13 protein-coding genes are annotated in these 13916 nt (G+C 69.0%); 3 read left to right on the top strand and 10 right to left on the bottom strand.

Translation table 11 applies throughout. The features are described 5' to 3' along the window. Positions 1-4: 4 nt before the first annotated feature. The 5 genes from ACLJRM_RS22905 to ACLJRM_RS22885 form a co-directional block, all read right to left on the bottom strand. Positions 5-859, bottom strand: a complete 855-nt coding sequence (locus ACLJRM_RS22905) for an FAD binding domain-containing protein (RefSeq protein WP_410664236.1) — start codon at positions 857-859, stop codon at positions 5-7. After that, the gene (locus tag ACLJRM_RS22900; protein WP_410664235.1) at positions 856-3294 is read right to left on the bottom strand and encodes a xanthine dehydrogenase family protein molybdopterin-binding subunit; all 2439 of its coding nucleotides are present in this window, start codon (positions 3292-3294) and stop codon (positions 856-858) included. The genes ACLJRM_RS22905 and ACLJRM_RS22900 overlap by 4 nt, the downstream gene beginning before the upstream one ends. Continuing rightward, positions 3294-3824: a (2Fe-2S)-binding protein gene (locus ACLJRM_RS22895; protein WP_101609727.1), complete on the bottom strand. Its 531-nt coding sequence runs from the start codon at positions 3822-3824 to the stop codon at positions 3294-3296. The genes ACLJRM_RS22900 and ACLJRM_RS22895 overlap by 1 nt, the downstream gene beginning before the upstream one ends. A gap of 226 nt (positions 3825-4050) precedes the next feature. Further along, on the bottom strand, positions 4051-4719 hold the full coding sequence (locus tag ACLJRM_RS22890) for a TNT domain-containing protein (RefSeq protein ID WP_410664234.1): 669 nt from the start codon (positions 4717-4719) through the stop codon (positions 4051-4053). A 543-nt stretch (positions 4720-5262) separates the two neighbouring features. Beyond that, positions 5263-6198 (bottom strand): threonine/serine dehydratase, encoded by a 936-nt coding sequence (locus tag ACLJRM_RS22885; protein WP_410664233.1) that lies wholly within the window; start codon positions 6196-6198, stop codon positions 5263-5265. A gap of 70 nt (positions 6199-6268) precedes the next feature. On the opposite strand from ACLJRM_RS22885, the gene ACLJRM_RS22880 reads away from it, so the two are divergent. After that, a complete protein-coding gene (locus ACLJRM_RS22880) occupies positions 6269-6748 on the top strand; it encodes an Lrp/AsnC family transcriptional regulator (protein ID WP_410602653.1) in 480 nt (159 codons plus the stop codon). Here the strand turns inward: ACLJRM_RS22880 and ACLJRM_RS22875 are convergent. The 3 genes from ACLJRM_RS22875 to ACLJRM_RS22865 form a co-directional block, all read right to left on the bottom strand. Further along, on the bottom strand, positions 6726-7838 hold the full coding sequence (locus ACLJRM_RS22875; RefSeq protein ID WP_101609730.1) for an XdhC family protein: 1113 nt from the start codon (positions 7836-7838) through the stop codon (positions 6726-6728). The genes ACLJRM_RS22880 and ACLJRM_RS22875 overlap by 23 nt on opposite strands. Continuing rightward, the gene (locus ACLJRM_RS22870) at positions 7831-8934 is read right to left on the bottom strand and encodes a vWA domain-containing protein (protein ID WP_101609731.1); all 1104 of its coding nucleotides are present in this window, start codon (positions 8932-8934) and stop codon (positions 7831-7833) included. Before ACLJRM_RS22870 ends, ACLJRM_RS22875 begins: the two co-directional genes overlap by 8 nt. Positions 8935-9015: 81 nt before the next feature. Then, the gene (locus tag ACLJRM_RS22865; RefSeq protein ID WP_410664232.1) at positions 9016-10227 is read right to left on the bottom strand and encodes an FAD-dependent oxidoreductase; all 1212 of its coding nucleotides are present in this window, start codon (positions 10225-10227) and stop codon (positions 9016-9018) included. Between the two features lie 93 nt (positions 10228-10320). On the opposite strand from ACLJRM_RS22865, the gene ACLJRM_RS22860 reads away from it, so the two are divergent. Further along, positions 10321-11355 carry a nucleoside hydrolase gene (locus tag ACLJRM_RS22860; protein WP_410664231.1) on the top strand — a complete coding sequence of 345 codons (1035 nt, stop codon included), beginning with the start codon at positions 10321-10323 and terminating at the stop codon, positions 11353-11355. Here ACLJRM_RS22860 and ACLJRM_RS22855 read toward each other — a convergent pair. After that, a complete protein-coding gene (locus tag ACLJRM_RS22855; protein WP_410664230.1) occupies positions 11352-11918 on the bottom strand; it encodes a TetR/AcrR family transcriptional regulator in 567 nt (188 codons plus the stop codon). The genes ACLJRM_RS22860 and ACLJRM_RS22855 overlap by 4 nt on opposite strands. Before the next feature lie 93 nt (positions 11919-12011). Here ACLJRM_RS22855 and ACLJRM_RS22850 point away from each other — a divergent pair, with 93 nt between their 5' ends. After that, on the top strand, positions 12012-13031 hold the full coding sequence (locus tag ACLJRM_RS22850; protein WP_410664328.1) for an aldo/keto reductase: 1020 nt from the start codon (positions 12012-12014) through the stop codon (positions 13029-13031). Positions 13032-13037: 6 nt separating this feature from the next. Here ACLJRM_RS22850 and ACLJRM_RS22845 read toward each other — a convergent pair whose 3' ends face one another. Beyond that, a complete protein-coding gene (locus tag ACLJRM_RS22845; RefSeq protein ID WP_410664229.1) occupies positions 13038-13910 on the bottom strand; it encodes an AAA family ATPase in 873 nt (290 codons plus the stop codon). Positions 13911-13916: the final 6 nt, after the last annotated feature.

The raw sequence follows: 13916 nt of genomic DNA, 5'->3' as shown, positions 1-13916 counted from the left end.
TCTCTCAAGAACCTGCCGCGGCGAGGACCGCCCGGCCGGTCAGCACCCTGGCGAGATGCTGTCGGTATTCGACGTCGGAGTTGCCGTCCGCCGTCGGGTTCGTGCCTTCGGCCGCGTGTTCGGCCGCGCCGCGGATCGCCTCGGCGGTGGCCGCACAGCCGACCAGCGCCGCTTCGACCCCGGCCGCCCGCACCGGTGTCGAGCCCATGTTGGTGAGCGCGACCCGCGCCTCCTCAATGGTGCCCGCCTCGATGCGGACGCAGGCCGCGACCGCGACCATCGACCACGCCTGCGCGACCCGGTTGAACTTCTCGTAGTGGGCTTGCCAGCCGGTGTGCTTCGGCACGCGGACCTCGACCAGGATCTCGTCCGCGGCGAGCGCGGTGGTGAACATGTCCTGGAAGAAGTCCGCCGCGGCGATCGTCCGCCGCCCGCCCGGCCCGGCGACGACGAGTTCGCAACCGAGCGCGAGGACGGGGGCCAGCAGGTCGCCCGCCGGATCGGCGTGCGCGATGGCTCCGCCGAACGTGCCGCGATGGCGGATCTGCGGATCGGCCACCGTGTCGGTGGCGGCCTTGAGCAACGCGGCGTGCTCGGCGATCAGCGTGTCCCGCTGGACGTCGTAGTGCGTGGTCATCGAACCGATGACCAGCGCGTCGCCGTCCTCGCGGACGCCGCGCAGTTCGCCGATCTTCCCGAGGTCGATCAGCGTGGTCGGCGTGGCCAGCCGCATCCGCAGGACCGGCAGCAGGCTTTGCCCGCCTGCCAGCACTTTGGCGTCCTCGCCCGCTTCGGCGAGGGCGCTGATCGCTTCGTCCACTGTGGACGGAGCGACGTAGTCGAACGGAGCCGGGATCACTGGGCACCTCCGGAAGCGTCGATCGAACCGAGGCCGCCACCGGCTTCGGAACCCAAGCCGCCCTCGGCGGTCGTCTGGTGCTGGATGGCGTGCCAGACCCGCATCGGGGTCAACGGCATTTCGATGTCGTTCACCCCGAAGTGCCGGACGGCGTCGATCACGGCGTTGACCACCGCCGGGGTCGAGGCGATCGTGCCAGCCTCGCCGACTCCCTTGGCGCCCAACGGGTTCGTCGTCGACGGCGTCTCGGTGCGGTCGGTGGTGAAGTTCGGCAGATCCGCCGCCGACGGCAGGAGATAGTCGGCGAACGTGCCCGTCGTCAGCGTCCCGCCTTCGTCGTGGACGGCCTCTTCGAACAACGCCTGCGCGATGCCCTGCGCGAGTCCGCCGTGCACCTGGCCTTCGACGATCAGCGGGTTGACCGCCACGCCGACGTCGTCGACGCAGACGTAGGAGCGCAGGTTCACGCGTCCTGTCTCGGTGTCGACCTCGGCCGCGCACAGATGCGTTCCGTGCGGGAAGGAGAAGTTCTCCGGATCGAACGTGTCCGACGAGTCCAGCGAGGGTTCGACCCCGTCCGGCAGGTCGTGCGCCGAGAACACGGCCCACGCGATGTCCTGGATGGACGTCGAGGAATCCGTGCCCTTGACGGAGAACTTGCCCGCTTCGAACTCGAGGTCGTCCTCGGCGCATTCCATCATGTGCGCCGCGATCGGCTTGGCCTTGGCGAGCACCTTGTCCGCCGCCTTGACCACCGCGACCCCGCCGACCACCAGCGACCGGGAACCGTAGGTGTCCATGCCCTTGTGCGAGGACTGGGTGTCGCCGTGGATGACCTCGATGTCCTCGAACGGGACCCCTAGTTTGTCGGCGACGATCTGGCTCCACGCCGTCTCGTGCCCCTGGCCGTGCGCGGAGGCGCCGGTGATGACCTCGATCTTGCCGGTCGGCAGCACCCGGATGTCCGCGTGTTCCCAGCCGCCCGCCGCGTAGTCGAGCGAGCCGAGCACCCGCGACGGCGCGAGGCCGCACATTTCGGTGAACGTCGAGATGCCGATGCCGAGCTGGACCGAGTCGCCGGATTCCCGCCGCTCCTTCTGTTCCCGGCGGAGACCGTCGTAGTCGAAGAGTTCCTTGGCCTTTTCGGTGGCGGCCTCGTAGTTGCCCGAGTCGTAGGTCAGCCCGGCCACCGTGGTGAACGGGAACTCCTCGTGCTTGATCCAGTTCTTCTCGCGCAGCTCCATCGGGTCCATGCCGAGTTCGACGGCGAGTTCGTCCATGATCCGCTCGATCCCGAACGTGGCCTCCGGCCGCCCGGCGCCGCGGTACGCGTCGGTGAGCGTGGTGTTGGTGAACACGTTGGTGCAGGCGAAGTGGTACGCCGGGAACTTGTAGATGGCGTTGAACATGAACGCGCCGAGGATCGGCACGCCGGGGCCGACGAGGCCGAGGTACGCGCCCATGTCGGCGAGCAGCTCGACCTTGAGGCCGGTCACCGTGCCGTCGCGGTTCGCGGTGATCGTGAGGTCCTGGATCTGGTCGCGGCCGTGGTGCGCGGCGACCATCGTCTCCGAACGGGTCTCGTTCCACTTGACCGGTTTTCCGAGCCGCCGCGCGATCAGCGTCGCCATCATCTCTTCGGGCAGCACGGCGATCTTGCCGCCGAATCCGCCGCCGACGTCCGGCGCGATCACCCGCACCTTGTGCTCGGGGAGGCCGAGCGTGGCCGCGGTCATCGTCTTGAGGATGTGCGGGACCTGGGTGGCCGACCACATGACCAGCTGGCTGCCGGTCGGGTCGACGACGCACGCGCGCGGTTCCATGAACGCCGGCACGAGGCGCTGCTGGCGGAACCGCCGTTTGAGGACGACTTCGGATTTTGCGATCGCGTCCTCGACGTCGGATCCCGTTCCCGCGGCGGCGGAATCGAAGACCCAGACGGCGTTCTGGTTGGTGCCGAGATCTTCGTGCACCAGCGGCGCGCCCTCGGCGAGCGCGTTCTCGAGCCCGAGGACGACCGGCAGTTCGTCGTAGTCGACGTCGATCGCTTCGAGCGCGTCATGCGCTTCGGCCGACGTCCTGGCGACGACCACCGCGACACCTTCACCGGCGAAGTTCACCGTGTCCGAGGCGAGGATGGGCCGCCTCGGCGATTTCATGTCCGGCGTGATCGGCCACGCGCACGGCATGCCGATGGCGCTTTCGGGGTCGAGGTCCATGCCGGTGAACACCGCGACGACCCCCGGCGCCGACTTCGCCTCGGAGACGTCGATCGAGACGATCTTGGCGTGCGCGAACGGGCTGCGGAGCACCGCGAGGTGCAGCATGCCGGGGAGGGTCAGGTTGTCGGTCCAGCGCGTCCGGCCGGTGATGAGGCGCTCGTCCTCCTTGCGGCGGCGCGACTTGCCGACCTCCGGTTCGATCGTGGAGGTCATCACTCACCACCCGCGCCGACGCGGGAGGCGGTGTCCGAGGCGAGCCGCTCGGCTTCGGGACCCGCACCGGGCCGCATCTGGTGGGCGGCGTCGCGCACCGCGCGGACGATGTTCTGGTAGCCCGTGCAGCGGCACAGGTTGCCTTCGAGTCCTTCTCGGACGGCCTTTTCGTCCGGATCGGGATTGTCGGCGAGCAGGTCGATCGACTGCATGATCATGCCGGGAGTGCAGAAACCGCACTGGAGCGCGTGATTCTCGTGGAAGGCCTTCTGCACCGGATGCAGTTCGCCGTCGCGGGCCAGTCCCTCGATCGTGGTGATCTCGCAGCCGTCGGCCTGAACCGCGAGTACCGAACAGGATTTCACGCTGTGCCCGTCGAGGTGGACGGTGCAGGCGCCGCAGTTGCTGGTGTCGCAACCGACCACGGTGCCTACCTTCCCGACCCGTTCGCGCAGATGGTGCACGAGCAGGGTGCGGGGCTCGACGTCGTCTGTGTAGCTGGTGCCGTCGACGGTGACGGTGATGCGCATCAGGCCTCCAAAAGCAAGAGAAACCCCGCGCTGGTCCGGGGTCGTTCGGGAGCGGCCGTACATTCGGTTGTCACGGACCGACCCCGGGATGACCGTGATCGGACTCACAGTCGAGCGTGCTACTTCTGCCCGGCCGGGACAACCCCCACCAGGGGGTGGTTCCCGACCGGGCCCGCAAACGCGTTGCCACTTCGTGCTTTTCTCCGCAGATGCGGTTCTGTTAGGACTACTTCAAACGCTCGAGAAAGCCGTTGGTGATCAACCACCCGACGTTGACCGGACCCGGTGCGCCGGGCAGCAACGCACCGTCCACTTGATACTGGAATCCCCCACCCGGCTGGGCGAACCAGGCCGCGATCGGACCGGAGTGCACGGCGAACGACTTCTTGACCTGATAGGCGTGGTAGTTGCAGCTCGCGCCCGGTGTGGAGTCGAGGCTTTGCGGCGGGATCGCCCGCGAGGCGTACGGGGAGCCCTTCGGTGCGAGGAAGCTGCCGTACTCGCTGCCGTACCGGTCGATCCGCTTGCCCGGCGTCAGCGTGACGACGTACTGGATGGGCGTTCCGTCGGGCCGCAGGACGTAACCGTTCTTGGGCGGGTAGCGCCAGGAAGCGGCCGCCGAGTCGTAATAGGTGTCGAGGAAGCTCTCGTGCGGCAGGGTCCCGGTGCGGCGATAGCCGATGAGCTGGAACCCGACGTCGCCCAGCACCGGCAGTTTCTCCGGGCCGAGCCGTTTGTCCCCGCGATGATCGGCGTCCGAACATTCGGTGAGCCGACCGGCTTGTTGTCCGGCGGTTTGTTCGGTACCGGCTTGTGCGGCGGCGGCCTGCGCGGTGACCGGGGCGAGGAGCAGTCCGATGGCGGCGAACACCGTCAAGGTGCGTCTCAGCAACATGTTCCGAGCACACCAGCCGCCGCCCGGGGCGGGCAGCGGCTGATCGACTGACGTCACTGAGCCGACCGGGTTGGTCGTGAGTGGCGTTCGGGGTTAGAACCTTGATCGGGCTGTGAGTGCTGACTTCGCCTGGTCGCTCAAAGCTGATGCCGCCAGTGCGGCGTTGGGGACACTGAGCGTCTCCAATGTGACATTGGGGGCACCTGCCTTTGCCCTGAAGGCCACCTCGAGGACGTTGACCGTCTCAAAGGTGGCCTTCAGGGCAGCCGACCGGCTGGCGCATCCCTCACGACAGCCCACCACGCCACTGCCGTTCTGGCTCGCCCCCGCAGTACATGAAGGCCCCCTTCCTTGCGCCTAGGTACAGGAAGGGGGCCTTCATGTACTCGGAAAAGGGGTGAAGGGGACCTTCACTACCTTCAGAGTAGGCAAGGAGGCCTTCACGGACCTGCGACCAACTCCAGCCACAACAGCAGGTACCTAAGACCCCCTTCGGCCCTAACCCGAATCCCCACTCACGACCCCCTGGACCGACGCGGGTGCTCAGCCCGCCATGCCCAGCACCGAGAGATCCGCGTTCGCCCCGGTGACCACGGTGGCGGCCGACTCGCCCGGCAGGTCGTGCACGGTCAGCGCCGCCAGACCGGCGGCACCGGCGGGTTCCGGGACGACGCCGAGGGTTTCCGCGCCCAGCCGCATGGCCGCGCGCAGGTCGTCGTCGGTGACCAGGACGAAATCGTCGACCAGCGACCGCAGGCGCCGGACGGATTCCGGTTCCGGGGTCCGGATCGAGATCCCGCCGGCGAACCAGTTCGCCCGGTCGACGGTGACCGGCTCCCCTGCTTTCCAGCTCCTCGCCATGGCCGGCGCCGACGTGGTGCCGACGCCGACGATCCGGACGTCCGGCGAGTGCGCCTTGAGCCAGAGCGCGACCCCGGCGATCAGCGCGCCGTCGCCGACCGGCAGCACGACCGTGTCGATCCCGCTTTCCCGCGCCAGCTCCAGGCCGATCGTGCCCGCCCCTTCGGAGATCCCGGGCTCACGGCCGTCTACCACGAAGACGCGATCCGGCGCTTCGGCGGCGAAGGCGGCAGCGACGGCTTTTGCCTCGCCATCGACACGGCGCACCCGGGCGCCCAAGGCCTTCATCCGCCGGAGTTTGACCGGGGAGATGTCGATGGGGACGAAGACTTCGGCCCGCAAGCCGCGTTTCCGGGCGGCGAACGCGACGGCCTGCCCGAAGTTGCCGCTGGTCCCGCACACCATCGTGGTGCCCGGCTCCAGCCCGGCGGCGAAGTAGTCCGCACCGCGGCCTTTGAAGCTGCGCAACGGATTCAGCGTCTCGATCTTCACCAGCACGCGACGGCCGAGGCGCTCGTTCAGCTGTTCGTCGCTGTACTGCGGGGAGTTCAGGAAAACGGGATCGATCACCTTCGCCGCCTCGGCGACGTGGTCCAGCTGCAGGTCGATGTCGGTCATGACGCCCAAGCTAGGCGGGAAGCCGATCATGCCGATTGTAAATTTTCGCGCCCGCGTGCAAAAATCTTGCGTGACCCTGGACGAGATCGACCACCTGCTGCTCGACCTCGTCCAGGTCGACGCGGCCCGCCCGCTGCACGAGCTGGGTGACGCCGTCGGCCTCTCCCCGAGCGCGGTCCAGCGGCGGCTGACCAGGCTGCGCGCCGCGGGCGTGATCCGCGCGCAGGTCGCCGTGCTCGATCCGGAGGCGCTGAGCGCCGGGATGGCGTCGGTCATCCTGGTCGCGCTGACCGACGACGACGTGGAGCATCACGACGCGTTCCGTGCGCGCATGCTGGCCGAACCACGCGTCCAGCACTGCTACAGCATCGTCGGGCAGTGGGACTACGTCGTCGTCCTGCTCACCCCGGATCTCAAGGCGAGCCGCCACCTGGCCAGGGACCTGTTCACCGAGCACGTCAACCGGTTCGAGACCCTGCCGGCCTTCGACGTGGTCAAGTCGAGTCAGGCGGTCCCGGTGCCCGGCGTCAGCCGTGGATCCGGCCGCTGAGTTCGGCGAGCCGCGAACCCGAACCGCTCCACCGCAGCGCGATGATCTCCGCCGCGATCGACACCGCGGTCTCCTCGGGTGTCCGCGCGCCGAGGTCGAGGCCGATCGGCGAAGACAGCCGTTCGAGTTCCGCTTCGGTGACCCCGGCCTCGCGCAGCCGCGAGAACCGGTCGTCGTGGGTCTTGCGCGAGCCCATCGCACCGACGTAGCCGACGTCGAGGCGCAACGCGACCTCCAGCAGCGGCACGTCGAACTTCGGATCGTGGGTGAGCACGGCGATCGCGGTCCGGCCGTCGACCCGGCCCGCGTCGGCTTCGGCACGGAGATAGCGATGCGGCCAGTCGACGACGACCTCGTCCGCGTCGGGGAAGCGGCTCTTCGTCGCGAACACGGGCCGCGCGTCGCAGACGGTGACCTGGTAGCCGAGGTACGCGCCCATCTTCGCCATCGCGGCGGCGAAGTCGATGGCACCGAAGACCAGCAGGCGCGCGGGCGGCTCGAAGGAGTTGACGAAGACCGTCATCCCCTCGCCGCGTCGTTGCCCGTCCGGCCCGTAGTGCAGCGTGCCGGTGCGGCCCGCCACGAGCATTCCGCGCGCGTCGTCGACGACGGCGTCGTCCATCCGCGAGGAGCCGAGCGAACCGGCGACGCGGTCCGGCCAGACGATCAGATGCTCCCCGACCAGGCCTTCCCGTTCGTGCTCGATCACCGTCACGACGGCGACCGGCTGTCCACTGTGGACCGATTCGACGACGTCGCCGAGTTCCGGCATCGACTCGCGGTCGACCTGCTGGACGTAGATGTCGATGATCCCGCCGCAGGTCAGCCCGACCGCGAACGCGTCGTCGTCGCTGACGCCGTAGCGCTGCAGCACGGGGGCGCGTTCGGCGACCACCTGCTGCGCGAGTTCGTAGACGGCGCCCTCGACGCAGCCGCCGGAGACACTGCCGGTGACCGTGCCGTCCGGCGCGACGAGCATCGCCGCGCCCGGGCTCCGGGGTGCCGACGAGAACGTCGCCACCACCGTGCCGACCCCCACGGTTTCACCGGCCGTCCAGCGGCGGTGCAGTTCGTCCAGTACGTCACGCATCGGCGATCTCCACCAGCAGTCGTTCCAAAGTGGCCAAGCTGTGCCCGGCGAGCAGCCGATCGAGGTAGGGGAGCGCGGCCACGATGCCGGACTGCACGGGAGCGTAACCTGCCCGCCCCGCGTGCGGATTCACCCAGAATACGGCGTGCGCGAGCCGCCGCAGCCTGGCGAGCTGCTCGCCGAGCAGGCCGGGGTCGCCCCGTTCCCAGCCGTCGGAGAACACGGTGACCACGGAACGCCTGGCCACGCCGCGTTGCCCCCAGCGGTCGAGGAAGGCTCGCAGGGTCTCGCCGAGCCTGGTCCCGCCCGCGAAATCGGGGACGGCGGCGGCCGCGGCGAGCATCGCGTACTCGGGATCGCGCAGCCGCAGCTGGCGGGACACCCTGGTGAGCCGGGTGCCCAGGGTGAACACCTCGACCCGGCCGGGGGCACGCCGGGCCACGACGTGCGCGAACCGCAAGAGAGCGTCGGCGTAGGGCCCCATCGAGCCGGAGACGTCGATCAGGAAGACGAGACGACGTGGTTTGGTCCCCCTCCGCCGGTACGCCAGCCGCACGGGCTCGCCACCGCCGGCCAGCATCGCCCGGAGCGTGCGCGACGGATCGAGGGTCCCCCGCCGGGCGGCGCGGCGGCGCGGCGATGACCGCGGTGGGAGGGCCGGGCGCAGTTTCGCGAGGAGTTCCCGCAGGTGGGCGCGTTCGGCAACGGTCAGTTCGGCTAGGTCTCGATGGCGCAGGACCTCGTCCTCACTCGCGGCCACACGGAGCTGGTCGGGCTCCGCGCCGGACTCGCCCTGGCCCGGTGACTGCGCGAGCGTCGCGATCCTGGCGCGCTTCGGGGCCGCCTCCCGGCCTCGCCGCCGTGGTCCGGTTTCCGCTTCGGTGAACCAGCTGTCGAACGCGGCGTCGTAGCGGGGGAGGTCGTCGGGGTCGGCGCACAGCGTCAGCCGTCCGGCCCAGTACAGCTGCTCGGGATCGGCCAGGTCGATCTCGCCCACGGCCGCGAGGTACGCCTGCACTCGGTGCGCGTCGCACGGCAAACCGGCTTCGCGCAAAGCCTCCGCGAAGCCGACGAAACCCGCGAGTGGGTCGCTCACCTCTCCATTGTGCCCGCGTTTCGTCCTCTGGTTGCGGTAGTTGCACGCGCAAGGACCGCGACCAGAGGACGAAACGCGGCGTCAGCGGCGGGCGAAGGCCGGGGTCTTCTCGCGAAAGGGGCCGATACCACCCATGAACGCACTCAGTCCTGTGAGCAGCGGGAACCGGTCCGAGATCCGGAGAGGCAGGGGGATCGTCCGCTCGGTGAGCGTCCCGTCGAGGGCGGGCTCGACGAGCATCTTGTGCTCCCCCAGTTGCATCTTCTGGGTGAGAGTGACGACGAAGTTCCGGCGGCGCTGCACCCGGCCCAGGTCCCGCGCGGTCAGCGTGCCGCGCCGCAGCGGGGCGGCGAGGATCCGCGCGGCCGCCACGGCGTCTTGCACGGCGATGTTGACGCCCATCCCACCGGCAGGCGACATCGCGTGCGCGGCGTCGCCGATGCAGAGCACCCTCTCGGAATACCAGTGCGGGAGCTTGGACATCCGGACCTTCAGCAGTTTGACGTCGTCCCAATCGCGGATCGCGGCGAGTTCGCCCTCACCCCAGCCGAACAGCCCACCGATCCGTTCGCGAAACTTCTCGATGCCCTCGGCACGCAACGCCTCGTCTTGCCCCTTCCGGATCAGGTACGACGTCTGGTAGTACTCGCCGCGGTCCATCGTCATCCCGGCGAGGCCGTTCGCGAAACAGCCGAACACCTGGGCTTCCTTGCCCGTGTCTTCGAGTTTGGGCACGCGGACCCACCACACGTCCATCGGCACGTCGTACTCGTGCGGCACGAGTCCCGCTTCCGCGCGCACCAGGGAATCCCGGCCGTCGCAGCCGACCACGAGCGACGCGGCCAGTTCCCGTTCCACGCCGTCGGAATCGCGGTAACGCACCCCGCCACCCGCGCGCAGCCCGGTGACCTCGGCGCCCATCCGCAGGGTGAACGTCGGCTCCCCGGCCGCCGCTTCGGCGAGCAGGTTCAGGAAGTCCCACTGCGGAACCATCGAGATGTACTTGTACGGCCCGGGAATCCGGCTGAAGTCGGCGGCGACGATCGTCGCGTCGCCGATCACCATCCGCATCTTCTCCAGCCGTTTCGACGGGAGTTCCGCGAACCGTTCGCCGAGCCCGAGTTCGTCGAGCAGCATCAACGTCGGCGGATGGACCGTGTCACCGCGGAAATCGCGGAAGAAGTCCTTGTGCTTCTCGAGAACGGTGACCTCGACCCCGGCTCGTGCCAGCAGGAGCCCGAGCACCATCCCCGCCGGACCGCCCCCCACCACACAGCACTGTGTACGTTCCATAACCGAGTTGTAGCGCGCTCGCTGAGCCGTCGCCATGGATTCGGCGCGGAAGAGGACCTAGGTCCTGCCGGAAATCCTCGCTACGGTGACGCCATGTTCTCGTCCCGTGCCGTGCTCGCCGCCTTCCTCGCCTGCGCCCTCGGCGTGGCCGTCGCCCCGGCCGCCTCGGCGACCCCGCCGTCCTCGCCGGTCCCGGTCGTGTTCGACGGCGACTCCGACTTCGCGGACATCGCGACGCTCGCGTATCTGTGCCAGGCGCACAAACAGCGCCGCATCGACCTGCGCGCGGTCACCGTCACCAACAACGGCGCCGGGACCCCCGGGCGCGCGCTGACCCACGTGCGGACGGCGCTCGGGAAATGCGGTCTCTCCGGCATTCCGGTCGCCGACGGTTCCGACCACGGCGTGAACCCGATGCCCGCCGATGGCCGTGCCTGGACCGAAAGCATCCTCAACGGCGCGCTCGGTGACGCGGGGGTTCCGGACCGTCCGTCCAAGATCCGCGCGTCGGCACTGCTCGCCGCGACGGTGCTCAAGTCGGCCAAACCGATCGTCGTGATCGCGACCGGCCCGCTCACGAACGTCGCGAAAGCCATGGACGTTCCCGGTGTGGCACAGCGCATTTCGCGGCTTTCGGTGATGGGCGGCGCCTTCGACGTCCCCGGCAACGTGTTCGGCCCGGACGCGGAGAAGTTCGACGGCACCCAGGAAGTCAACATGTGGCTCGACCCCGCTTCGGCGGACAAGGTCTTCGCCGGGCTCCGCCGGGTCGACATCGTCCCGCTGGACGCCACGAACGACGTCCCCATCACACCGTCCTATGTGGAGCGTCTGGGCCGGGAAGGCCGGACAGCGGAAGCGAAACTGGTGCACGCGATCGTCACGCAGCCCGATCTCGCGCCGTACGTCCAGGACGGGACGGCGTTCTGGTGGGACACCCTCGCCTCGTCCGAGGTGCTCGACGACGTGAGCCCGGTCAAGGTGCGGACGGCGAAGGTCGACGTGCGACAGGATGGCGCCGCGGCCGGCCGTACTTACGTGACGCCGAAGGGAACTTCGCAGCATGTCGGCTACGACGCCGATCCCGTGCTCTACGAGAACGGCTTCCTGAAGATGCTGAACGGCTAAGTCCTCAACCCTGCGATGAGGACCCCGACCATCCGGCGCGCGTCGTAGCGAGGGTCGCTGTCGGCACCGATGCAGAGGTTCCCGACGCCGCGCATGACCTCGATCGCCTGCAGATCGGAGCGGATCTCACCGGCCTTCGCCGAGGCGTCGAGCAGCTGACCGCACACGGGCAGCAGACGGTCGAGGAAGTAGGCGTGCAACGTCTCGAAACCGGTGTTGTCCGCCTGGAACGCCCCGGCGAGGCCGTGTTTGGTGACCAGGAAGTCGACGAAGAGGTCGATCCAGCGGCGCAACGCCTCATACGGCGAAGTGCTCGACGCCAGCAGTTCCGGCCCGGCTTCGGCGCAGGCGTCGACCTGATGCCGGTAGACGGCGATGATGAGGTCGGCCCTGGTCGGGAAATGCCGGTAGATCGTGCCCATCCCGACCCCCGCCTTGGCCGCGATGTCGCGGACCGGCGCCTCGACGCCCGAAGTGACGAAGACCGCGGCGGCCGCGTCGAGCAGGGTCTTCTCGTTGCGCCGGGCGTCCGCGCGTTTGGTCTTGGTGCCCTCTTCACTCATCACGCCACTCCTTCGGTTGCCAAACGGAACAGTGCTCCGTATTGTTAGCGGAGCAACGTTCCGCTTGCTCATTTTGCCATGGAGGACACCGTCATGCAGTACCGCACCTTGGGCAGGACCGGTGTGCAGGTCAGCACCCTCGCGCTCGGCGCGATGAACTTCGGCGCGATCGGGCGCACGACCCAGGACGAGGCCACCGCCATCGTCGACGCCGCGCTGGCGGGCGGGGTCAACTTCGTCGACACCGCCGACATGTACAGCGCCGGGGAGTCGGAGAAGATGGTCGGCAAGGCCATCGCCGGCCGCCGTGAAGATCTCGTGCTGGCCACGAAGGCGACCATGCCGATGGGCGACGACCGCAACCATCAGGGCGCGTCACGCCGCTGGCTGGTCACCGCGCTGGACAACAGCCTGCGCCGCCTCGGCGTCGATCACGTCGACCTCTACCAGATCCACCGCTGGGACCCGAAGACCAGCGACGAGGAGACCCTTTCGGCGCTGACCGATCTGCAGCGCGCGGGGAAGATCCGCTACTTCGGTTCGTCGACCTTCCCCGCGTACCGCGTCGTGCAGGCGCAGTGGGCCGCCCGCGAAGCCCGCCTGAGCCGGTATGTCACCGAGCAGCCCAGCTATTCGATCCTGCAGCGCGGCATCGAAACGCACGTTCTTCCGGTGACCGAGGAGTACGGGCTCGGCGTGCTGGTGTGGAGCCCGCTCGCTTCGGGCTGGCTTTCGGGCGCCGTCCGCGAGGGCCGGGAGATCACCACCAACCGCGCGAAGAGCCGGCCGCAACGCTTCGACCTCACCATCCCGGCCAACCGGGCCCGGATGGAGGCCGTCGAACGCCTGGCCAAGGTCGCCGACGAGGCCGGCCTGACGCTGATCCAGCTCGCGCTCGGATTCGTGACCGCCCATCCGGCCGTGACCAGCGCGATCATCGGGCCGCGCACGCCGGTGCACCTCGAGTCGCAACTCGCCGCCGCGGACACGGTGCTGCCCGCCGACGTCCTCGACGCGATCGACGAGATCGTCGCTCCCGGCGTCGACCTCGCGCCGGACGAGAAGATGGACACCCCGCCGTCACTGCTCGACGCGTCGCTGCGGCGGCGCTGAAGCGGCTCAGGCGAGGAGTTTGTCCAGTTTGGCGCGGACCCTGTCGAGGTCTTCGCTGTACTTGAGGACCGAACCCAGGGTTCGCGCGCCGGTCGCGGCGTCCAGTTCGGACATCCCGAGGGCGAGCAGCGCCTGGGCCCAGTCCAGGGATTCCGCCACTCCGGGCGGCTTCAGCAACTCCATCGCCCGGAGGCGCTGCACCGCCGTCGCGACCTGCACCGCGAGCCCTTCGCCCAGGCCCGGGATCTTGCGGCGCAGGATCTCGATCTCGCGGGCGAGGTCCGGGTGTTCGAGCCAGTGATAGAGACAGCGGCGTTTCAGCGCGTCGTGCACCTCCCGCGTCCGGTTGGAGGTGAGCACCACCAGCGGCGGATGTTCGGCACGCACCTCGCCGAACTCGGGGATCGTCACCGCGTTCTCGTCGAGGAGTTGCAGCAGGAAGGCTTCGAACTCGTCGTCGGCCCGGTCGATCTCGTCGACCAGCAGGACACACGGCGCGGTCTGCAACGCCTTCAGCAACGGCCGGGAGAGCAGGAAACGTTCGGTGTAAAGGGATTGCTCGGCGGCCTCGACGTCGAGGCCGCCGTCACCCGCGGCTTCGAGCGCCCGCAAGTGCAGCAACTGGCGGGGGAAGTCCCATTCGTACAGTGCCTGCGCCGCGTCGATCCCCTCGTGACACTGGAGCCGGATGAGCGGCAGGCTCAGCGCTTCGGACAGCCCCAAGGCGAGCGAGGTCTTGCCTGTGCCCGGTTCGCCCTCGCAGAACAGGGGGCGGCCGAGCCGCAGCGCGAGGAACCCAGCCGTGGCGATGCCGTCGTCGGCGAGGTAGCCGACCGTTTCGAGGGCTTCGGCCAGTTTCTCCGGCGATTCGACGGTCACTTCCCG

The organism is Amycolatopsis sp. lyj-84 (assembly GCF_046549075.1).
GTDB lineage: Bacteria > Actinomycetota > Actinomycetes > Mycobacteriales > Pseudonocardiaceae > Amycolatopsis.
The sequence above is the reverse complement of the archived record's forward strand: the minus strand, read 5'-3'. Positions and strand labels throughout refer to the sequence as shown.

What these genes read in the sequence shown, in the direction of transcription:
- ACLJRM_RS22900 (WP_410664235.1), bottom strand. Translation starts at nt 3,294, where the DNA reads ATGACCTCCACGATCGAACCGGAGGTCGGCAAGTCGCGCCGCCGCAAG.
- ACLJRM_RS22895 (WP_101609727.1), bottom strand. Translation starts at nt 3,824, where the DNA reads ATGCGCATCACCGTCACCGTCGACGGCACCAGCTACACAGACGACGTC.
- ACLJRM_RS22890 (WP_410664234.1), bottom strand. Translation starts at nt 4,719, where the DNA reads ATGTTGCTGAGACGCACCTTGACGGTGTTCGCCGCCATCGGACTGCTC.
- ACLJRM_RS22885 (WP_410664233.1), bottom strand. Translation starts at nt 6,198, where the DNA reads ATGACCGACATCGACCTGCAGCTGGACCACGTCGCCGAGGCGGCGAAG.
- ACLJRM_RS22875 (WP_101609730.1), bottom strand. Translation starts at nt 7,838, where the DNA reads ATGCGTGACGTACTGGACGAACTGCACCGCCGCTGGACGGCCGGTGAA.
- ACLJRM_RS22865 (WP_410664232.1), bottom strand. Translation starts at nt 10,227, where the DNA reads ATGGAACGTACACAGTGCTGTGTGGTGGGGGGCGGTCCGGCGGGGATG.
- ACLJRM_RS22860 (WP_410664231.1), top strand. Translation starts at nt 10,321, where the DNA reads ATGTTCTCGTCCCGTGCCGTGCTCGCCGCCTTCCTCGCCTGCGCCCTC.
- ACLJRM_RS22855 (WP_410664230.1), bottom strand. Translation starts at nt 11,918, where the DNA reads ATGAGTGAAGAGGGCACCAAGACCAAACGCGCGGACGCCCGGCGCAAC.
- ACLJRM_RS22850 (WP_410664328.1), top strand. Translation starts at nt 12,012, where the DNA reads ATGCAGTACCGCACCTTGGGCAGGACCGGTGTGCAGGTCAGCACCCTC.